Origin of the sequence: Marinobacter sp. (genome assembly GCF_041687235.1) — a bacterium.
Taxonomy (GTDB): Bacteria; Pseudomonadota; Gammaproteobacteria; order Pseudomonadales; family Oleiphilaceae; genus Marinobacter.
Genome location: NZ_JAWLCH010000006.1, coordinates 117,479 through 132,357, shown reverse-complemented (window position 1 = coordinate 132,357; position 14,879 = coordinate 117,479). Strand labels below are relative to the sequence as shown.

Annotated in this window: 12 protein-coding genes; all 12 read right to left on the bottom strand. The window is 57.4% G+C overall.

From position 1 onward, the window contains the following. Positions 1–24: 24 nt before the first annotated feature. Positions 25–1,551, bottom strand: a complete 1,527-nt coding sequence (purF, locus tag ACESMK_RS10560) for an amidophosphoribosyltransferase (RefSeq protein ID WP_372998004.1) — start codon at positions 1,549–1,551, stop codon at positions 25–27. Positions 1,552–1,585: 34 nt separating this feature from the next. Beyond that, positions 1,586–2,155 (bottom strand): CvpA family protein, encoded by a 570-nt coding sequence (locus ACESMK_RS10555; protein WP_372998002.1) that lies wholly within the window; start codon positions 2,153–2,155, stop codon positions 1,586–1,588. A gap of 91 nt (positions 2,156–2,246) precedes the next feature. Then, entirely contained in the window at positions 2,247–2,918 is a 672-nt protein-coding gene (locus ACESMK_RS10550; RefSeq protein WP_372998001.1) for an SPOR domain-containing protein, read from the bottom strand. Positions 2,919–3,057: 139 nt separating this feature from the next. Further along, positions 3,058–4,368: a bifunctional tetrahydrofolate synthase/dihydrofolate synthase gene (folC, locus tag ACESMK_RS10545; RefSeq protein WP_372997999.1), complete on the bottom strand. Its 1,311-nt coding sequence runs from the start codon at positions 4,366–4,368 to the stop codon at positions 3,058–3,060. Next, complete coding sequence (gene accD, locus ACESMK_RS10540) at positions 4,352–5,278, bottom strand: acetyl-CoA carboxylase, carboxyltransferase subunit beta (protein WP_372997997.1); 927 nt, start codon at positions 5,276–5,278, stop codon at positions 4,352–4,354. The genes folC and accD overlap by 17 nt, the downstream gene beginning before the upstream one ends. A gap of 46 nt (positions 5,279–5,324) precedes the next feature. Next, positions 5,325–6,137 carry a tryptophan synthase subunit alpha gene (gene trpA, locus ACESMK_RS10535; protein ID WP_372997995.1) on the bottom strand — a complete coding sequence of 271 codons (813 nt, stop codon included), beginning with the start codon at positions 6,135–6,137 and terminating at the stop codon, positions 5,325–5,327. Positions 6,138–6,156: 19 nt separating this feature from the next. After that, positions 6,157–7,365 (bottom strand): tryptophan synthase subunit beta, encoded by a 1,209-nt coding sequence (gene trpB / locus ACESMK_RS10530; protein ID WP_372998295.1) that lies wholly within the window; start codon positions 7,363–7,365, stop codon positions 6,157–6,159. Continuing rightward, a complete protein-coding gene (locus ACESMK_RS10525) occupies positions 7,358–7,987 on the bottom strand; it encodes a phosphoribosylanthranilate isomerase (protein WP_372997993.1) in 630 nt (209 codons plus the stop codon). The genes trpB and ACESMK_RS10525 overlap by 8 nt, the downstream gene beginning before the upstream one ends. Continuing rightward, positions 7,984–8,892 carry a tRNA pseudouridine(38-40) synthase TruA gene (gene truA / locus ACESMK_RS10520; RefSeq protein WP_372997991.1) on the bottom strand — a complete coding sequence of 303 codons (909 nt, stop codon included), beginning with the start codon at positions 8,890–8,892 and terminating at the stop codon, positions 7,984–7,986. The genes ACESMK_RS10525 and truA overlap by 4 nt, the downstream gene beginning before the upstream one ends. 106 nt (positions 8,893–8,998) lie before the next feature. Further along, complete coding sequence (locus tag ACESMK_RS10515; protein ID WP_372997989.1) at positions 8,999–12,238, bottom strand: FimV/HubP family polar landmark protein; 3,240 nt, start codon at positions 12,236–12,238, stop codon at positions 8,999–9,001. 314 nt (positions 12,239–12,552) lie between these two features. Further along, positions 12,553–13,668, bottom strand: a complete 1,116-nt coding sequence (gene asd / locus ACESMK_RS10510) for an aspartate-semialdehyde dehydrogenase (RefSeq protein WP_372997987.1) — start codon at positions 13,666–13,668, stop codon at positions 12,553–12,555. 129 nt (positions 13,669–13,797) lie between these two features. Next, positions 13,798–14,871 (bottom strand): 3-isopropylmalate dehydrogenase, encoded by a 1,074-nt coding sequence (gene leuB / locus ACESMK_RS10505; protein ID WP_372997985.1) that lies wholly within the window; start codon positions 14,869–14,871, stop codon positions 13,798–13,800. Positions 14,872–14,879: the final 8 nt, after the last annotated feature.

The following is a 14,879-nucleotide window of genomic DNA, read 5'->3' as shown; positions in this document are numbered from 1 at the left end:
ACATCTCCTGCCTGAAAGCGGCGTTCAGTCTTCGTCGTTATGCAAGTCAATAATACCGTTATCCCCGTGAGTGCCATTGGCGCTCTCGGATCGTTTTTCGTCATTGCGCAAGCCGTCGATGCGACTGAGATAGGCCTCATCGACATCACCGGTCACATAGTTGCCGGTAAAAACCGAACATTCCCAGCCCTCAATGTCGTCATTGACATCACTGACGCAGGTTACCAGGTCCTCAAGATCCTGATAGAGCAGCCAGTCGGCACCGATCAGCTCGCGGATTTCCTCAACGGTGCGGTCATGGGCAATCAGCTCGCTGGCCGAAGGCATGTCGATCCCGTAAACGTTCGGGTAACGCACGGGGGGCGCTGCGGATGCAAAATAGACCTTGCGGGCGCCGGCATCCCGGGCCATCTGGACAATTTCCTTACAGGTGGTGCCACGCACGATGGAATCGTCCACCAGCATCACATTCTTGCCGCGGAATTCCAGATCGATCGGGTTGAGTTTCTGGCGGACCGATTTCTTGCGCATTTTCTGGCCCGGCATGATGAAGGTCCGACCGATATACCGGTTCTTGATAAAGCCTTCGCGGAATTTCACGCCCAGACGGTGAGCCATCTGCATGGCCGACGTCCGGCTGGTATCAGGAATCGGCATAACTACGTCGATGTCGTGATCCGGTGTTTCCCGGAGCACCTTCTCTGCCAGCGTCTCTCCCATACGCAGACGGGCCTTGTAGACCGACACTTTGTCAATAATGGAGTCCGGACGGGCAAAATACACGTGCTCGAAAATGCAGGGGTACAGATGGGGCTGCTCCGCACACTGCTGGGTATAGAGGGTGCCGTCGGTTTCAATATAGACCGCCTCACCAGGCGCAATATCCCGCACGAGGGTATATCCAGCCGCGCTCAAGGCAACGCTTTCAGAAGCAATCATGTATTCCTTGCGGCCATTCTCGTCAGTGCGTTCACCGTAACAGGCTGGCCGGATACCATTCGGGTCCCGAAAGCCCACAATGCCATAGCCGGTAATCATGGCAATGACGGCGTAGGCGCCCCGGCAGCGCTTATGAACCGCGCTGACCGCCGAGAAAATCTCATCCTTGGTCGGGTCAAGCTTGCCCAGTTTCTGCAATTCATGGGCGAAGACGTTCAGCAGTACTTCCGAATCGGAGTTGGTGTTGATGTGCCGCAGGTCAGTCCGGAACAGGTCCTTGCTCAAATCATCGGCGTTGGTCAGGTTGCCGTTATGGGCCAGGGTGATGCCATAGGGGCTGTTTACATAGAACGGCTGTGCTTCAGCGGAACTGGAACTGCCCGCCGTCGGATAGCGCACGTGGCCGATGCCGACGTTGCCCACCAGGCGACGCATATGTCGGGTGTGGAATACGTCCCTCACCAGGCCGTTGTCCTTGCGGAGGTAAAAACGATCATCCTGAAACGTAACAATGCCCGCCGCGTCCTGGCCCCGGTGCTGAAGTACAGTCAGCGCATCATAGAGCGACTGATTGACGTTGGAAGTACTGACGATGCCGACAATGCCACACATGGATAAGGGTGTCTCCGAGTGTTAAAACTGAATGTTAGCGGGACGCGGACGCGGGTTCCACGCCTTCCTGCTCTGAACTGCTCTCTGGTTCCGGCGCGTTTTCCGGCGCAGGCCCGAGAAACCGCCCGAATTCATCGCCCAGGGTCCGTCTGGACCAGTCTTCTACCACCGCCAGGCGATCAATGATAATGGAGGTTCGCCACCAGGTATCCTGGGCCAGGGGCGTGTACCGGGTGAACGCTATGGCGACAATCACAACCACCACACCCCGCAAAAGCCCGAACCCCATGCCAAGCACCCGATCGGTGGCCGACAGGCCGGTGGCCCGGATCAGGTGGCCAATCATGTTGTTTATGATGGCACCGACAATGAGCGTTCCGAAAAAGAGTATGGCAAAGGCGGCAATAAGGCGGACCAGAGGGGTTTCAACGGTGCTTTCCAGCAGACTTTGCATCTGGGGATGGAAGGTTCTGGCCAGGATAAACGCCCCCACCCAGGTCACCAGAGACAGGGCTTCTCTTACGAAGCCCCGTTTCAGGCTGATGAGCGTGGAAACTGTAATCAGGGCGATAATGACCCAGTCAATCCAGATCAGCGCTTCCATTGAAAACCCGGTGGAGAAAAGGAAGCGCGAATTCTATCAGGAAACCCCGGCTCGCCAAACCGCCAGACACACATAAACCGGACCCCAACCGCTATTTTTCTCCGGAGGTAACGAGACTGTTGAGGCCAAAGGCGTCATCAAGCGCTTTTTTCGCGGATTCGGCTTCGGATTTGGAGGTAAAGGGGCCGCTGAATACGCGGGTCAGCGTGGCATCACCCCGGACGACCTCCTGCAGATGGGAACCGTAACCTTTCTCCCGGACCTGGTCTCTGAGCCGACGTGCGTTATCGGAATTACCAAAGCTCCCCAGCTGAACCACCCAGGCCCCCTCCAGTGAGCGCTCGTATTCCGCCGTTTCCGGAACCTCGGCATCGGAAGGTTTTTCAGCGTCCTCAGCCGGAGCACTGGCAGGCTCCTGATCAATGGGCACCGGAGCCGGATCGGATTCGGGTGCCTCTGTTACCTCTGCCTCCACCTCATCGCCAACGGGCTCTTCAAGAATGCGATACCCCGGCGAATCATCGTCTTCCTGATTTACCGGCGCTACCGGTTCGATGGTATCGCTATCGCTGAGGCCATAGGATGGCGCAGGTGCCAACTCTGAGTCGGGCGCCTCCACCTCGGGGAAAGGAGGCTCCTCCGGAATCTTGATGGTTGTTGAGGTGCGCTCGGAATGAGGTTCATCGAAGAGCATGGGAACAAAGATAACCGCGAGGGAGACAAGGACCAGCGCCCCGATTATTCTCTGTTTCAGTCCATCCACGTTGCCAAACTCCCAACTGTTGTGACTGCGCCCCGGCGGGCACCTATGCGCAGATACTAACCGGCCAGAGGCCGGAACTCAAAGTGCCACCGGCCGCCATGGACAAAGTTTAAGGCGGCTCGCAAGCTGTCCCGCCAGGTTATTGTCCGAGCAGGATCTCCCGACCCTTGGCCACCGTGTAGAAGGAGCCAAACACAACAACAACATCTGTCGGTGAAGCCGCAGAAACTGCCGAGCTCAGAGCCTCCTGCACGGATTCGAAAACCATCCCGTCGGAAATGCCGGCGGCACCCAGTCTCGCCTTCAAAACCTCACCTGAAAGCCCCCTGGGCACACTCAGGCCGGTCAGATACCAGTGATCCACCACCTGGCTCATGGCCGCAGCGACACCTTCCACGTCTTTGTCTGCCAAAGCTCCATAAACCGCATGGACAACCGCACCCCCGGATTTCAGATTGCTGAGCTGGTCTGACAACCACCCTGCCGCATGGGGATTGTGACCGACATCCAGAAAAATATCCGGGGAGGTAGCCAGTCGCTCGAACCGCCCGGGCACACTCAAGCCTGAAAGCACCCGCTCAATAACGGAAACTGAAAGGTCCGGCTCGAGCTTGCGGATCGCAACAACGGCCGCAGCCACGCTTTTAACGGGCAACGGCCCGGCGGGCAAGCGAACCGACTGACCGCTATAACTCAGCATCACTACCGGCAAATCCGAGCCATCCTGGTGTTCTGTCTCCAGCCTGTAGTCTCGTCCGAACAGCTCCAGCTTAACCTTCTGGGCGGCGCTTTGCTGAAGCACCGAACGCGGCGGATCGGTGTCGGCATAAACCGCCGGGATACCCGGTCTGAGCACCCCCGCTTTCTCGAAACCGATGACTTCCCGGTTATCTCCCAGGAAGGCAACATGGTCAATATCAACGGAGGTCAGTATGGCGAGATCGGCATCCATGACGTTCACAGCGTCCAGGCGTCCGCCAAGGCCAACCTCCAGAACCCAGTCATCCAGATCAGCGTTGGCGAAGGCGACGAACGCAGCGAGGGTTCCAAACTCGAAATAAGTGAGCGATACGTTACCGCGGGCGGCCTCAACCGCTTCGAACGCCTTGACCAGGGCTTGATCGGAGATATCCTCGCCATTCACCCTCACACGCTCATTGTACCGCTGGAGATGGGGGGATGTGTAAGCTCCGGTTCGGCGCCCGCCGGCTCTCAGCAATGCCTCCACCGCCGCTACCGCACTGCCCTTGCCGTTGGTGCCTGCCACCGTGATGATGCGCGCGCCCGGTTTTCGCCGGAACAGCCGCCGAAAAACCACGAGGACTCTGTCGAGGCCGAGGTCAATTTCTGTGGGGTGTATCGCTTCAAGATAGGCCAGCCACTGATCCACAGTGGCACCAGCCCCCGGCGAAGCCGGAGACTGGTCTGTTCGGTTACTGGGCGGGGGCATCGGTTTCGGGCTTTTCGGTCACTTCAAACTCAATGGGGTCTTCGGTTCCCGGACGCTCCTGACCGGTAAACTTGGCCAGCACGTGGGCAATCCGCTCACGCATCTGGTGGCGATGGAGAATCATGTCAATGGCGCCATGCTCCAGCAAAAACTCACTGCGCTGGAAACCTTCCGGCAGCTTCTCACGAACCGTCTGTTCGATGACCCGTGGGCCGGCAAAGCCGATCAGTGCGTTCGGTTCGGCAATATTGAGATCGCCCAGCATGGCCAGACTCGCAGAAACACCACCGAACACGGGGTCTGTCATCACCGAAATATAAGGAATCCCTTCGAGCTTCATGCGTTCAAGCACTGCCGCCGTTTTTGACATCTGCATAAGCGACAGAATCGCTTCCTGCATACGAGCACCGCCACTGGCAGAGAAGCAGACCAGGGGAATGCGCTCCTTCAGCGCGACGTTGGCGGCCTGCACAAACTTTTCGCCAACCACCTGGCCCATGGAGCCACCCAGAAAACCGAACTCAAAGGAGCAGGCAACCAGTGGAACGCCCAGGGTCGTGCCTTTCATCGCCACCAGAGCGTCTTTCTCACCGGTTGCTTTCTGGGCCTGGGACAAACGGTCTTTGTAGCGCTTGCTGTCCTTGAACTTCAGCCGATCCCACGGCTCGAGTTCTGCGGAAATTTCTTCCCGCCCCTCAGGGTCCAGGAAAATATCCAGGCGACGGCGGGCCGTTACCCTCAGGTGGTGGTTGCACTTCGGGCAAACATCCAGGTTCTTCTCAAGTTCCGGCTTGTAGAGAAAGGCACCGCATTTGGGGCACTTTTTCCAAAGCCCCTCCGGCACACCGGTTCTCTGCTTGGATTCCGAGCGAATCTTGCTCGGCATGATCTTGTCCAGCCAGTTACTCATGGTCTCATCCTGTCCTTTGACGCCTGTTTGCCCTCCTCCCTGTTACTCAGGAGGCGAGACTGTCCAGTGCTTCACGCATCGGGTGGAGCAGATCCGTCAATGCCCGTTTGAGCTGGTCGGTATCTGCCTGATTTCTGGCTATTGTATCGACCAGGACGCTGCCAACAATTACACCATCGGATACCCGACCAACCGCAGCAGCCGTCTCGGCATCGCGGATGCCGAAGCCGACACCGACTGGAAGCGCTGTCAGTTCATGAATGTGATTTACCTTGGCAGCAACCTCATCCACATTGATGGTGGCGGATCCAGTTACACCCTTGATAGAAACATAGTACACATAACCGGAAGAGTGCTCACTGATTGCCCGGATACGGTCATCCGTGGTTGTTGGCGCCAGCAGGAAGATGGCGTCAAGCTCGCGCTGGGTAAACAGCGGTGCTACTTCATCGGCCTCTTCCGGTGGCAGATCAACGGTCAGGATGCCATCCACGCCTGCATCCTTGGCGGCGTCAGCAAACTGCTCGTAACCCATGGCCTCCATCGGATTCAGATAACCCATCAACACCACCGGAGTAGCGTCGTCGGATTTTCGGAACTCCTTGACCATGGCAATAACCTGTCGTAATGACGTGCCATGAACCAGTGCCCGCTCGCAGGCCAGCTGGATGACGGGGCCGTCTGCCATCGGATCAGAGAACGGCACGCCCAGCTCAATGATGTCTGCGCCCGCTTTCACCAGCGTGTGCATCAGATCGACCGTAACATCGGGATGGGGGTCACCGGCGGTGATGTAGGGAATAAGTGCCTTGCGACCTTGTCCTTTCAGGGCCTTGAGGACCCCTTCAATTCGGCTCATGCCTGCTCCTGTAAATTCTTCAGATCTCGATGCCTTCAAGCTTGGCAACTGTGTTGATGTCCTTGTCGCCACGCCCGGACACATTGATAACAACGGTCTGGTCTTTATCCATGGTTGCCGCCAGTTTGATGGCGTAAGCCACCGCATGGGCAGTTTCCAGGGCGGGCATAATACCCTCAACCCGGGTCAGTTTGCGGAACCCTTCCATCGCCTCATCGTCGGTAACCGAAACATAGTGCGCCCGGCCAATGTCCTTCAACCAGCTGTGCTCGGGTCCCACACCCGGATAATCCAGACCGGCGCTGACCGAGTGCGTGCCTGCGATCTGGCCGTTTTCATCTTCCATAAGGTACGTCCGGTTACCATGCAGTACACCCGGCCGACCGGCACAAAGCGGAGCTGCATGTTTCCCGGTCTCAATACCAAGGCCACCCGCTTCCACACCATAAAGCTCCACGGATTCATCGGCCAGGAACGGGTAGAACATACCAATGGCGTTGGAGCCGCCCCCGACACAGGCCACCAGGGCGTCAGGCAGCTTACCGGTTTTTTCCAGGGCCTGGCGACGGGTTTCACGTCCGATAACCGACTGGAAATCCCGAACCAGCAACGGATACGGATGTGGGCCAGCGACGGTGCCGATGATATAGAAGGTGTCGTCGACATTCGCCACCCAGTCACGCATAGCATCGTTCATGGCATCTTTCAGGGTTTTGGTGCCACTCTGGACGGCATGCACTGTTGCTCCCAGGAGCTTCATGCGGAACACGTTCAGGGATTGACGCTGCACATCCTCTGCACCCATGAATACATGACACTCAAGCCCCAGGCGTGCACAGACCGTGGCAGTGGCAACGCCATGCTGGCCGGCGCCAGTCTCGGCAATAATCCGCTTCTTGCCCAGAAAGCTGGCAAGCAGGGCCTGGCCGATGGTGTTGTTCACCTTGTGCGCGCCGGTGTGACAAAGATCCTCACGCTTGAGCCAGATCTGGGCACCCCCGGTTTCGCGGCTCAGGCGTTCAGCGAAATACAACGGCGTTGGCCGGCCAACATAGTCCGCCAGTTCCTTATCAAACCGCGCCTGAAACTCCGGATCTTTTTTGAGGCGGGCGTACTCCTTCTCGAGAGTCATCAGGGAATCCATCAGAGTCTCGGAAACAAACCGCCCACCAAAGGCCCCGAAGTGACCCCGCGCGTCCGGCAGTGCGCTCAGCATTTCTTCAGTCAGTTTTACAGACACGGTGAACCTCTTTAATGAATTGAGAAATTTTCTGGATGTCCTTGTGGCCTTTGCTCTTCTCTACACCGCCACTGACATCCACAGCCCAGGGTTTCACCTGCTTCACAGCGGCAAATACGTTATCAGATGACAACCCGCCGGCCAATATAATCGGGAGCGGCCGATGGTCGGGAATAAGATCCCAGTTGAACGACTTTCCGGTCCCGCCGTACCGGTCCGGATCCCAGGCGTCAACCAGCAGGCCAGATGCTTCCCGGAATTCCTTGAAGGCCGCATCTATCTGCCCTGCTTCCCGGACACGAATGGCCTTGATCCAGCGACGCCCGAAACCAGAGCAGAAATCTGCCCCCTCGTCACCGTGAAACTGCAGCAAGTCCAGGGACACCCTGTCGAGAACCGCATCAACCTCCTGTCGGGTCGGGTTCACAAAGAGCCCGACCACCGATACGAACGCAGGTATGCGTTTGGCAAGCACAGCTGCCTGCTCAATAGAAACGGAACGAGGGCTTGGCCCATAAAACACAAGACCAAGTGCATCGGCCCCGCATTGAACTGCGCCGTCGATATCCTCGGGACGGGTAAGACCGCAAATTTTGACCCTTGCGTTCATTGGCTCGGAACCCGTTGTTTGACGTGAATGTGTGTCGGTGTAAGCGGGCTGTTTTGCGCCTGGCTGAACCACGGTCTCAGAAAGCCCGGGCCACATTCGGCTGCGGGAATACCGAACGCCTCGGGATAACCCACATCGACAAGGTACAGACCGTGGGGAGGCGCCGTTACACCCGCGACAGTACGGTCTCTGGCAACCAGTATCTCATGAATCCATTCCACTGGCTGCTTTCCGGAGCCAACCGCCATCAGTGCGCCGGCAATGTTCCGGACCATGTGATGCAAAAACGCATTGGCCTGAACGTCTATTACGACAAAATCCCGCGTCCGGGTTACCGAAATTCGCTCCAGGAAGCGAACGGGCGTACGGGACTGGCATCCGGCGGCCCTGAATGACGAAAAATCATGCTCGCCTGCAAGCACCTGAGCCGCCCGGTGCATCCGGTCCGCATCAAGCGGACGAAATGTCCAGCTGACCTGCCCTCGCTGAATACCGGGTCGCACGGGATGGTTATAGATGATGTAACGGTAGCGGCGATAGGTAGCAGAGAAACGCGCGTGAAAATCTCCAATCCCGTTACCGGCCCAGTGTACAGAGATATCCTCGGGCAATGCGGTATTAATGCCCATCACCCACGACCGCAGGTTCCGGACAGACGGCGTATCGAAGTGGGCGATCTGATAACTGGCATGAACGCCTGAGTCGGTTCGTCCCGCGCACACCAGATCAACCGGATGATCCGCCACCTTCGCCACCGCCCCGGTCAATTCAGCCTCCACTGAACGGACACCGGACTTCTGAAGCTGCCAGCCATGGAAACTGCGACCATCGTATTCGAAAGCAAGCGCGACGCGCCCTGCCCCGATGGCGTTATCAGTGGTGAGGTGCTGGGTTTCGAGGAACAAGTGTGAATCCGGAAAGAGTGTTTCTGTAAAAGCAAAACGCCGGCTTGTTGCCGGGAATGTTCCCGGCGGCCGGCGTTTGCTGCCTGTCAGACCCGATTATAACGGATCAGGACAGATTTTTAAGGAGGTCCTGTGCCTCCGCTTTCTGATCTTCGTTTCCTTCGAGTGCGACTTCCTCGAGGATGTCCCTGGCTCCGTCAGAATCACCCATTTCGATGTAAGCACGTGCCAGATCCAGCTTGGTCGCAGCTTCGTCGGTTCCGGCAAGGAAATCGAAGTCGTCTTCGTCGCCCAGTTCACTTTCGTCGATATCAGCAACTTGCGACTTGCCGGCTCCGTCCGACACCTGGTCAGAAGCAACCGGAAGGTCGAGATCCTCGTCTGAAGCGTCTTGTTCAGCAACAGGCGTTTCCGGCTCTTCGAGCTCGTCGGTGACACCCTGCTGCTCAAGTACTTCAGCGTCGCCCACGGTTTGCTCAGGATCCGCCGGTTCAACGCCACCTTCATCGAGGGCGTCTTCAAGGCCCAGTTCTTCATCCAGTGACGCTTCTTCCAGATCATCCGCATTTGCTGAATCGGCCGAGTCAGAAAACTCTTCCATCAGGGCCAGATCTTCATCCGACACATCCAGCTCAAGGTCGTCGAGCGAGGATTCTTCAATCTCGCTGCCGCCGAGTTCGTCTTCTTCACCTGCCACCTTATCCAGCTCGGCATCAAGCTCGTCCAGGAAGGACTCGTCCAGGGAATCAATGTCCGTCTCAGAGTCGGCGTCCGGCTCGGAAAGCTCATCAGCCGGGATTTCCGTTTCGGCGGCCGACTGCTCTTCGGCCAACTCATTGTCGTCCAGATCAAGGCTCAGGTCATCCTCGATTTCGTCAATCCCCTGCTCCGCTCCGGTTGACTCTTCCGCGTCCATCTCAAACTCTGAAGACATATCCCAGTCACCGGACTCTTCCAGCTCCGAGGTATCCTCGGCAGCGGACTTATCCGAATCAGAGTCGAGTTCCAGACCTGACAGATCGTATTCGATCGCGTCGTCCCGGCTGTCTTCTTTGTCCGTCTCAGTCTCTCCGGTATCAACTGACTTGGAAGCCTCCTGATCCTCGAACTCATTCAGATCGAAATCAGACAGATCGGTTTCGGACAGATCCGAGTCAAAGTCCCCGAACTCGTTCTCGGTGGGTTCTTCCTTCTCGGCATCAAACTGGTCTGCCAGAAGTTCTTCCGATTCGGGCTTATCCTGCCTGTCAGCAGGCTCATCAACCGCGTCGTCGGAGTCGTAAGAGGTTGCAAAAGAGTCAGAGCGCAGCTGGGACTCGAGATCATCAATGCTCGGCATTGACTCAGCCTCTTCCAGCCTTGTCCGCAGCTCGTTGGCATTTGCCAGGGCCTCGTCGTCTTCCAGGGCCTCGATCTCGCCGAACTGTTTCTCGAAGGAGTCACGATCCTGGGTATCAGCATAGACACCCAGCAATTTCAGTCGCAGATCGGTTCGACTGGGTTCACGGGAGATCGCGGTCTCAAGGGTCTGCGCCGCCTGGTCATGACGACCGTAAGCAATGTAGGTATCGGCCTCAGCAAGAGCATCGCCTGCCGCTGATTCCTGGTCCTCGTCATCCAGACTCAGGTCAAAAGAATCGGCCCCTTCATCTGATTCGCTGTTGAGCTGTTCGTAAAACTCCTTTTCCCGGTTGGCATTACGGCGAGCAAGGAGCAGAAGCAGCAGCAACAGGACAATCAGACCACCACCGAGGGCAATCTGATACATCGGATTGCTGGTGATGGCATCAATGATGTTGCCAGGGAAGCCCTTATCGGCTGCGGGCGCCTGGGGAGCAGGCTTCGGCGCGGGCTCTTCAGCCTGTGACGGCTCGGCCGAGGCTGGCGCTGCCGCCGTAGTCTCTTCACCGGTTTCGGAAGCATCCGAATCGGCCGGCTCTGCGGAATCAGTGGTCCCTGTTTGCTCAGGGGACGAGTCGGCATCGGCAACAACCGGATCTTCGGTGGCCTCTCCGGAATCAGTCAGGTCACCGGCGTCATCCGCCATAGCCTCGGAGTCAGCAGTGTCAGTCGCTTCTGCAGCATCCTCTGATTCCGCGTCGGCCGCCAGCATCTCGGAATCTGTGGCTGCGTCAGTAGCCTCTTCATCCGCTGCGGGTTCTTCCGATTCTGCCACCTCACCGTCAATCGGCGCCGCCTGCTCCGGCGATTCATCGCCAGTGGCCTGTTGCATTTCGGCAAGCTGGGTGTTCTTGAGTTCAATCAGACGCTGCAGGGTCTGCACCTGATCCTGAAGGTCCTGAACCCGGCTGTTCAGTTCGTCGTTTTCACGGCGTGCGCTTTCAAGCTCTTCCATAGCGACGGCGGTGCCGGCATCAACGCCGCCCGCCAACTCGCTGTCACCACCGGCCGAGCCACCTTCGCTGGCCTCACTGCCAGTTTCCTCGGAAACCACCAGCTTCAGTTCGTCGCCACCGGACGCACCCTCTTGCTGAGCTGCAGGCTGCTGTTGCGGGGAGTCAGTCGCGTCCACCGTACGCTGTGGTGACTGGAACTCCTCATTTTGCCGGGCGACCACACGGGTAGCCTCGGCTCGGGTGCGACTCTGAATCTGGTCGAGAGACGGCACACGCAGAACTTCACCGCGCTTCAGGCGGTTAATGTTGTTGCCAATAAAGGCGTCTGGATTGAGATCCTGAATGGCCAGCATGACCTGCTGCATGGAAACGCTGCTGTCCGGACGCACACGGGAGGCAATGGTCCAGAGAGTGTCTGAGGCACTGGTTGGCCCAAGAGTGTCACCCTGATAGCCGGTGCGCAGGGATTGCTCGGCCTGCGCCTGTCGACGCACAGATTCGGCACTGCGGGTTTGCGTCGGTTGCCGGGCGGATTCTGTGGTAGAGGCCGCTGGGGTGGTAACCTGCTCCTGCACGCCGGACTCTTCGGCGTAAACAGGCGGATCAACCAGAACGGCGTATTCCCGCATCAACCGGCCGCTTGGCCAGGTCAATTCAAGCAAAAAGTTCAGGTACGGTTCCCTTAATGGCTCCCGCGACGAAACGTTAACAATAAGACTGCCGTCGTTGCCGGTAACCACCTGGAACCTGAGCTTGCTGAGAAACTGGTTACGATCCAGCCCCACCCGCTCATACGCCTGTTCAGAGGCAATGTTCACGAACACGTCCGCTGGATTGACCCCACTGCTTTGGCGCAAAACAATTTCTGCGTCCAGTGGCTCATTCAGATAGGACTGAAGTTCAATTTCACCCAGCCCAAGGGCCTGTGCGACGCCGGATCCGAGCCCTCCCGCCAGAGCCAGGGCAACCGCAAGCTTGCGTACCTTCATGCTTTTTCCTTTCCAGTCTCCGTTATTCGTTACTGCTCTCTTTCAAACAGAATCGGACGAGGTTGGATGACTTCCGTCTGGATAATTCTCGTTATTATGTGTTCTTTTTAATATTCAGTCCGGCAAGTATTGTTGATAAAACCTCTTTTATCAATCAATCAGCCGCAATCCTTGTACCATTTTTTTATCAATCGCGCGGAACTGCCTAGCGCTCTTGAAAATAACAGGGGCGGAGACCGAAATCAGCCTCCGCCCCCTCACCGGTTTACCGAAACCGGACACAGTTGGCATTTATTGCCTCTGTGTAACAATTTTTAACGCTCCTGAAGGATCCGGAGCATACGGCGCAGCGGCTCGGCCGCTCCCCACAGCAGCTGATCACCCACAGTGAACGCGGAAATGTATTCCGGCCCCATGGTCAGCTTGCGGATACGGCCAATGGGCACGCTCAAGGTTCCGGTCACCTTCGCAGGGGTCAGTTCCTCAATGGTCGCATCGCGGTCATTGGGGATCACCTTCACCCAGTCGTTCGCCTTGGCCAGAATCGACTCGATTTCCGAAACCGGCAGATCCTTCTTCAGCTTGATGGTCAGTGCCTGACTATGGGAGCGCATGGCGCCAATCCGCACACAGATGCCATCAATGGGGATCGGATTATCGGAGCGACCAAGAATCTTGTTGGTCTCAACACCCGCTTTCCACTCTTCCTTGCTCATTCCGTTGTCGAGCTGTTTGTCGATGAACGGAATAAGACTGCCCGCCAGGGGCACCTGGAAGTGCTCGGTCGGGAAACCATCTGAACGCATGGTCTCAGTCACCTTGCGGTCGATTTCCAGAATTGCGGAGGAAGGATCGTCCAGCTCGCTCTTGACGCTCTTGTTCAGCTCGCCCATCTGGTTCAACAGCTCGCGCATGTTCTGCGCCCCGGAACCGGAAGCCGCCTGATAAGTCATGGGGGACACCCACTCGATCAGGTCCTGCTCCAGCAGACCACCCAGTGCCAGCATCATCAGACTGACGGTACAGTTACCGCCAATATAGTCCTTCACACCCTTATCGAGCGCGGCGTCAATGACGTTTCGGTTGACCGGATCCAGAACAATGACTGAATGGTCTACCATCCGTAACGTGGACGCTGCATCGATCCAGTAACCTTCCCAGCCCGCGTCACGGAGCTTCTGATAAACCGCACCGGTGTAATCACCACCCTGACAGGTCACGATCACATCCATGGTTTTCAGAATCTCGACGTCAAACGCGTCCTGCAGAGGCGGAACGCCGTCTTTACCCACATCCGGTGCAGGCTTGCCAGCCTGGGACGTGGTGAAAAACACCGGTTCGATATCGGCGAAATCGTTTTCTTCACGCATGCGCTGCATGAGGACCGAGCCCACCATGCCACGCCAACCTACAAGTCCAACTCGCTTCATGTGCGATCTTCAGACCTCGTTTTATGCCCGCCCTCTACCTCTATCGCTGGCAGGGACAGGATGGATGATCCCGCGGCAACTGCGTCCCGTTGCCGTCGGGTCTCAAATGCTCAGATTTTAAGCGGCTGTTTACAAGGCAGCCAGAACGGCCTCACCCATCTCCCGGGTAGACACCTTCTTCGCGCCCTCGGACATAATGTCTGCCGTCCGCAGCCCCTGATCCAGAACCTTGCTGACGGCCGCTTCAATCGCTTCCGCGGCCTTCTCCTCATTCAGACTGTACCGCAACATCATCGCAGCACTGAGAATGGTAGCCAGCGGATTGGCAATGCCCTGGCCGGCAATATCCGGCGCAGAACCGTGGCAGGGCTCGTACATACCCTGCTTTTCCGAGTTCAGGGACGCCGATGGCAACATGCCAATGGAGCCGGTGAGCATAGCCGCTTCGTCGGAAAGAATATCACCAAACATGTTGCCAGTCACAATCACATCGAATTGCTTCGGTGCCCGGACGAGCTGCATAGCGGCGTTGTCCACGTACATATGGGACAGCTCTACATCCGGGTATTCCCGGCGCAGATCATTCATAATTTCCCGCCACAGAACAGTCACTTCCAGCACGTTGGCCTTGTCCACGGAGCACAGCTTCTTGCCCCGCTGCTGAGCGGCTTCAAACGCGACCCGACCAATACGACGAATTTCCGATTCAGTGTAGGCGTAGGTGTTGTAACCCTGGCGCTCGCCGCTCTCAAGCTCTCGAACGCCACGAGGCTGGCCGAAATAGATACCACCGGTCAGCTCCCGGACGATCATGATATCCAGACCGGAAACAACTTCCGGCTTCAGAGACGAAGCGGAAGCCAACTGCGGGTAAAGAATTGCCGGTCGCAGGTTGGCGAACAACTCAAGGTTAGAGCGCAGCCCCAGCAGCCCTTTCTCCGGGCGCTTGGCCATGGGCAGACTGTCCCACTGGGGGCCACCGACAGCACCCAGCAGGATGGCATCAGCCTTGGTTGCTTTCTCGAGGGTTTCTTCCGGAAGCGGGGAATCGGTGGCGTCGATCGCCGCACCGCCCACCAGGCCTGACTCGAAACTCAGGCCAAGATTGAACTGATCATTGATTTTGTGGAGCACCTTTTCCGCTTCAGCGACGATTTCCGGGCCGATACCGTCGCCGGGAAGCATCAGGATTGTTCTGGACATGTTGTTTC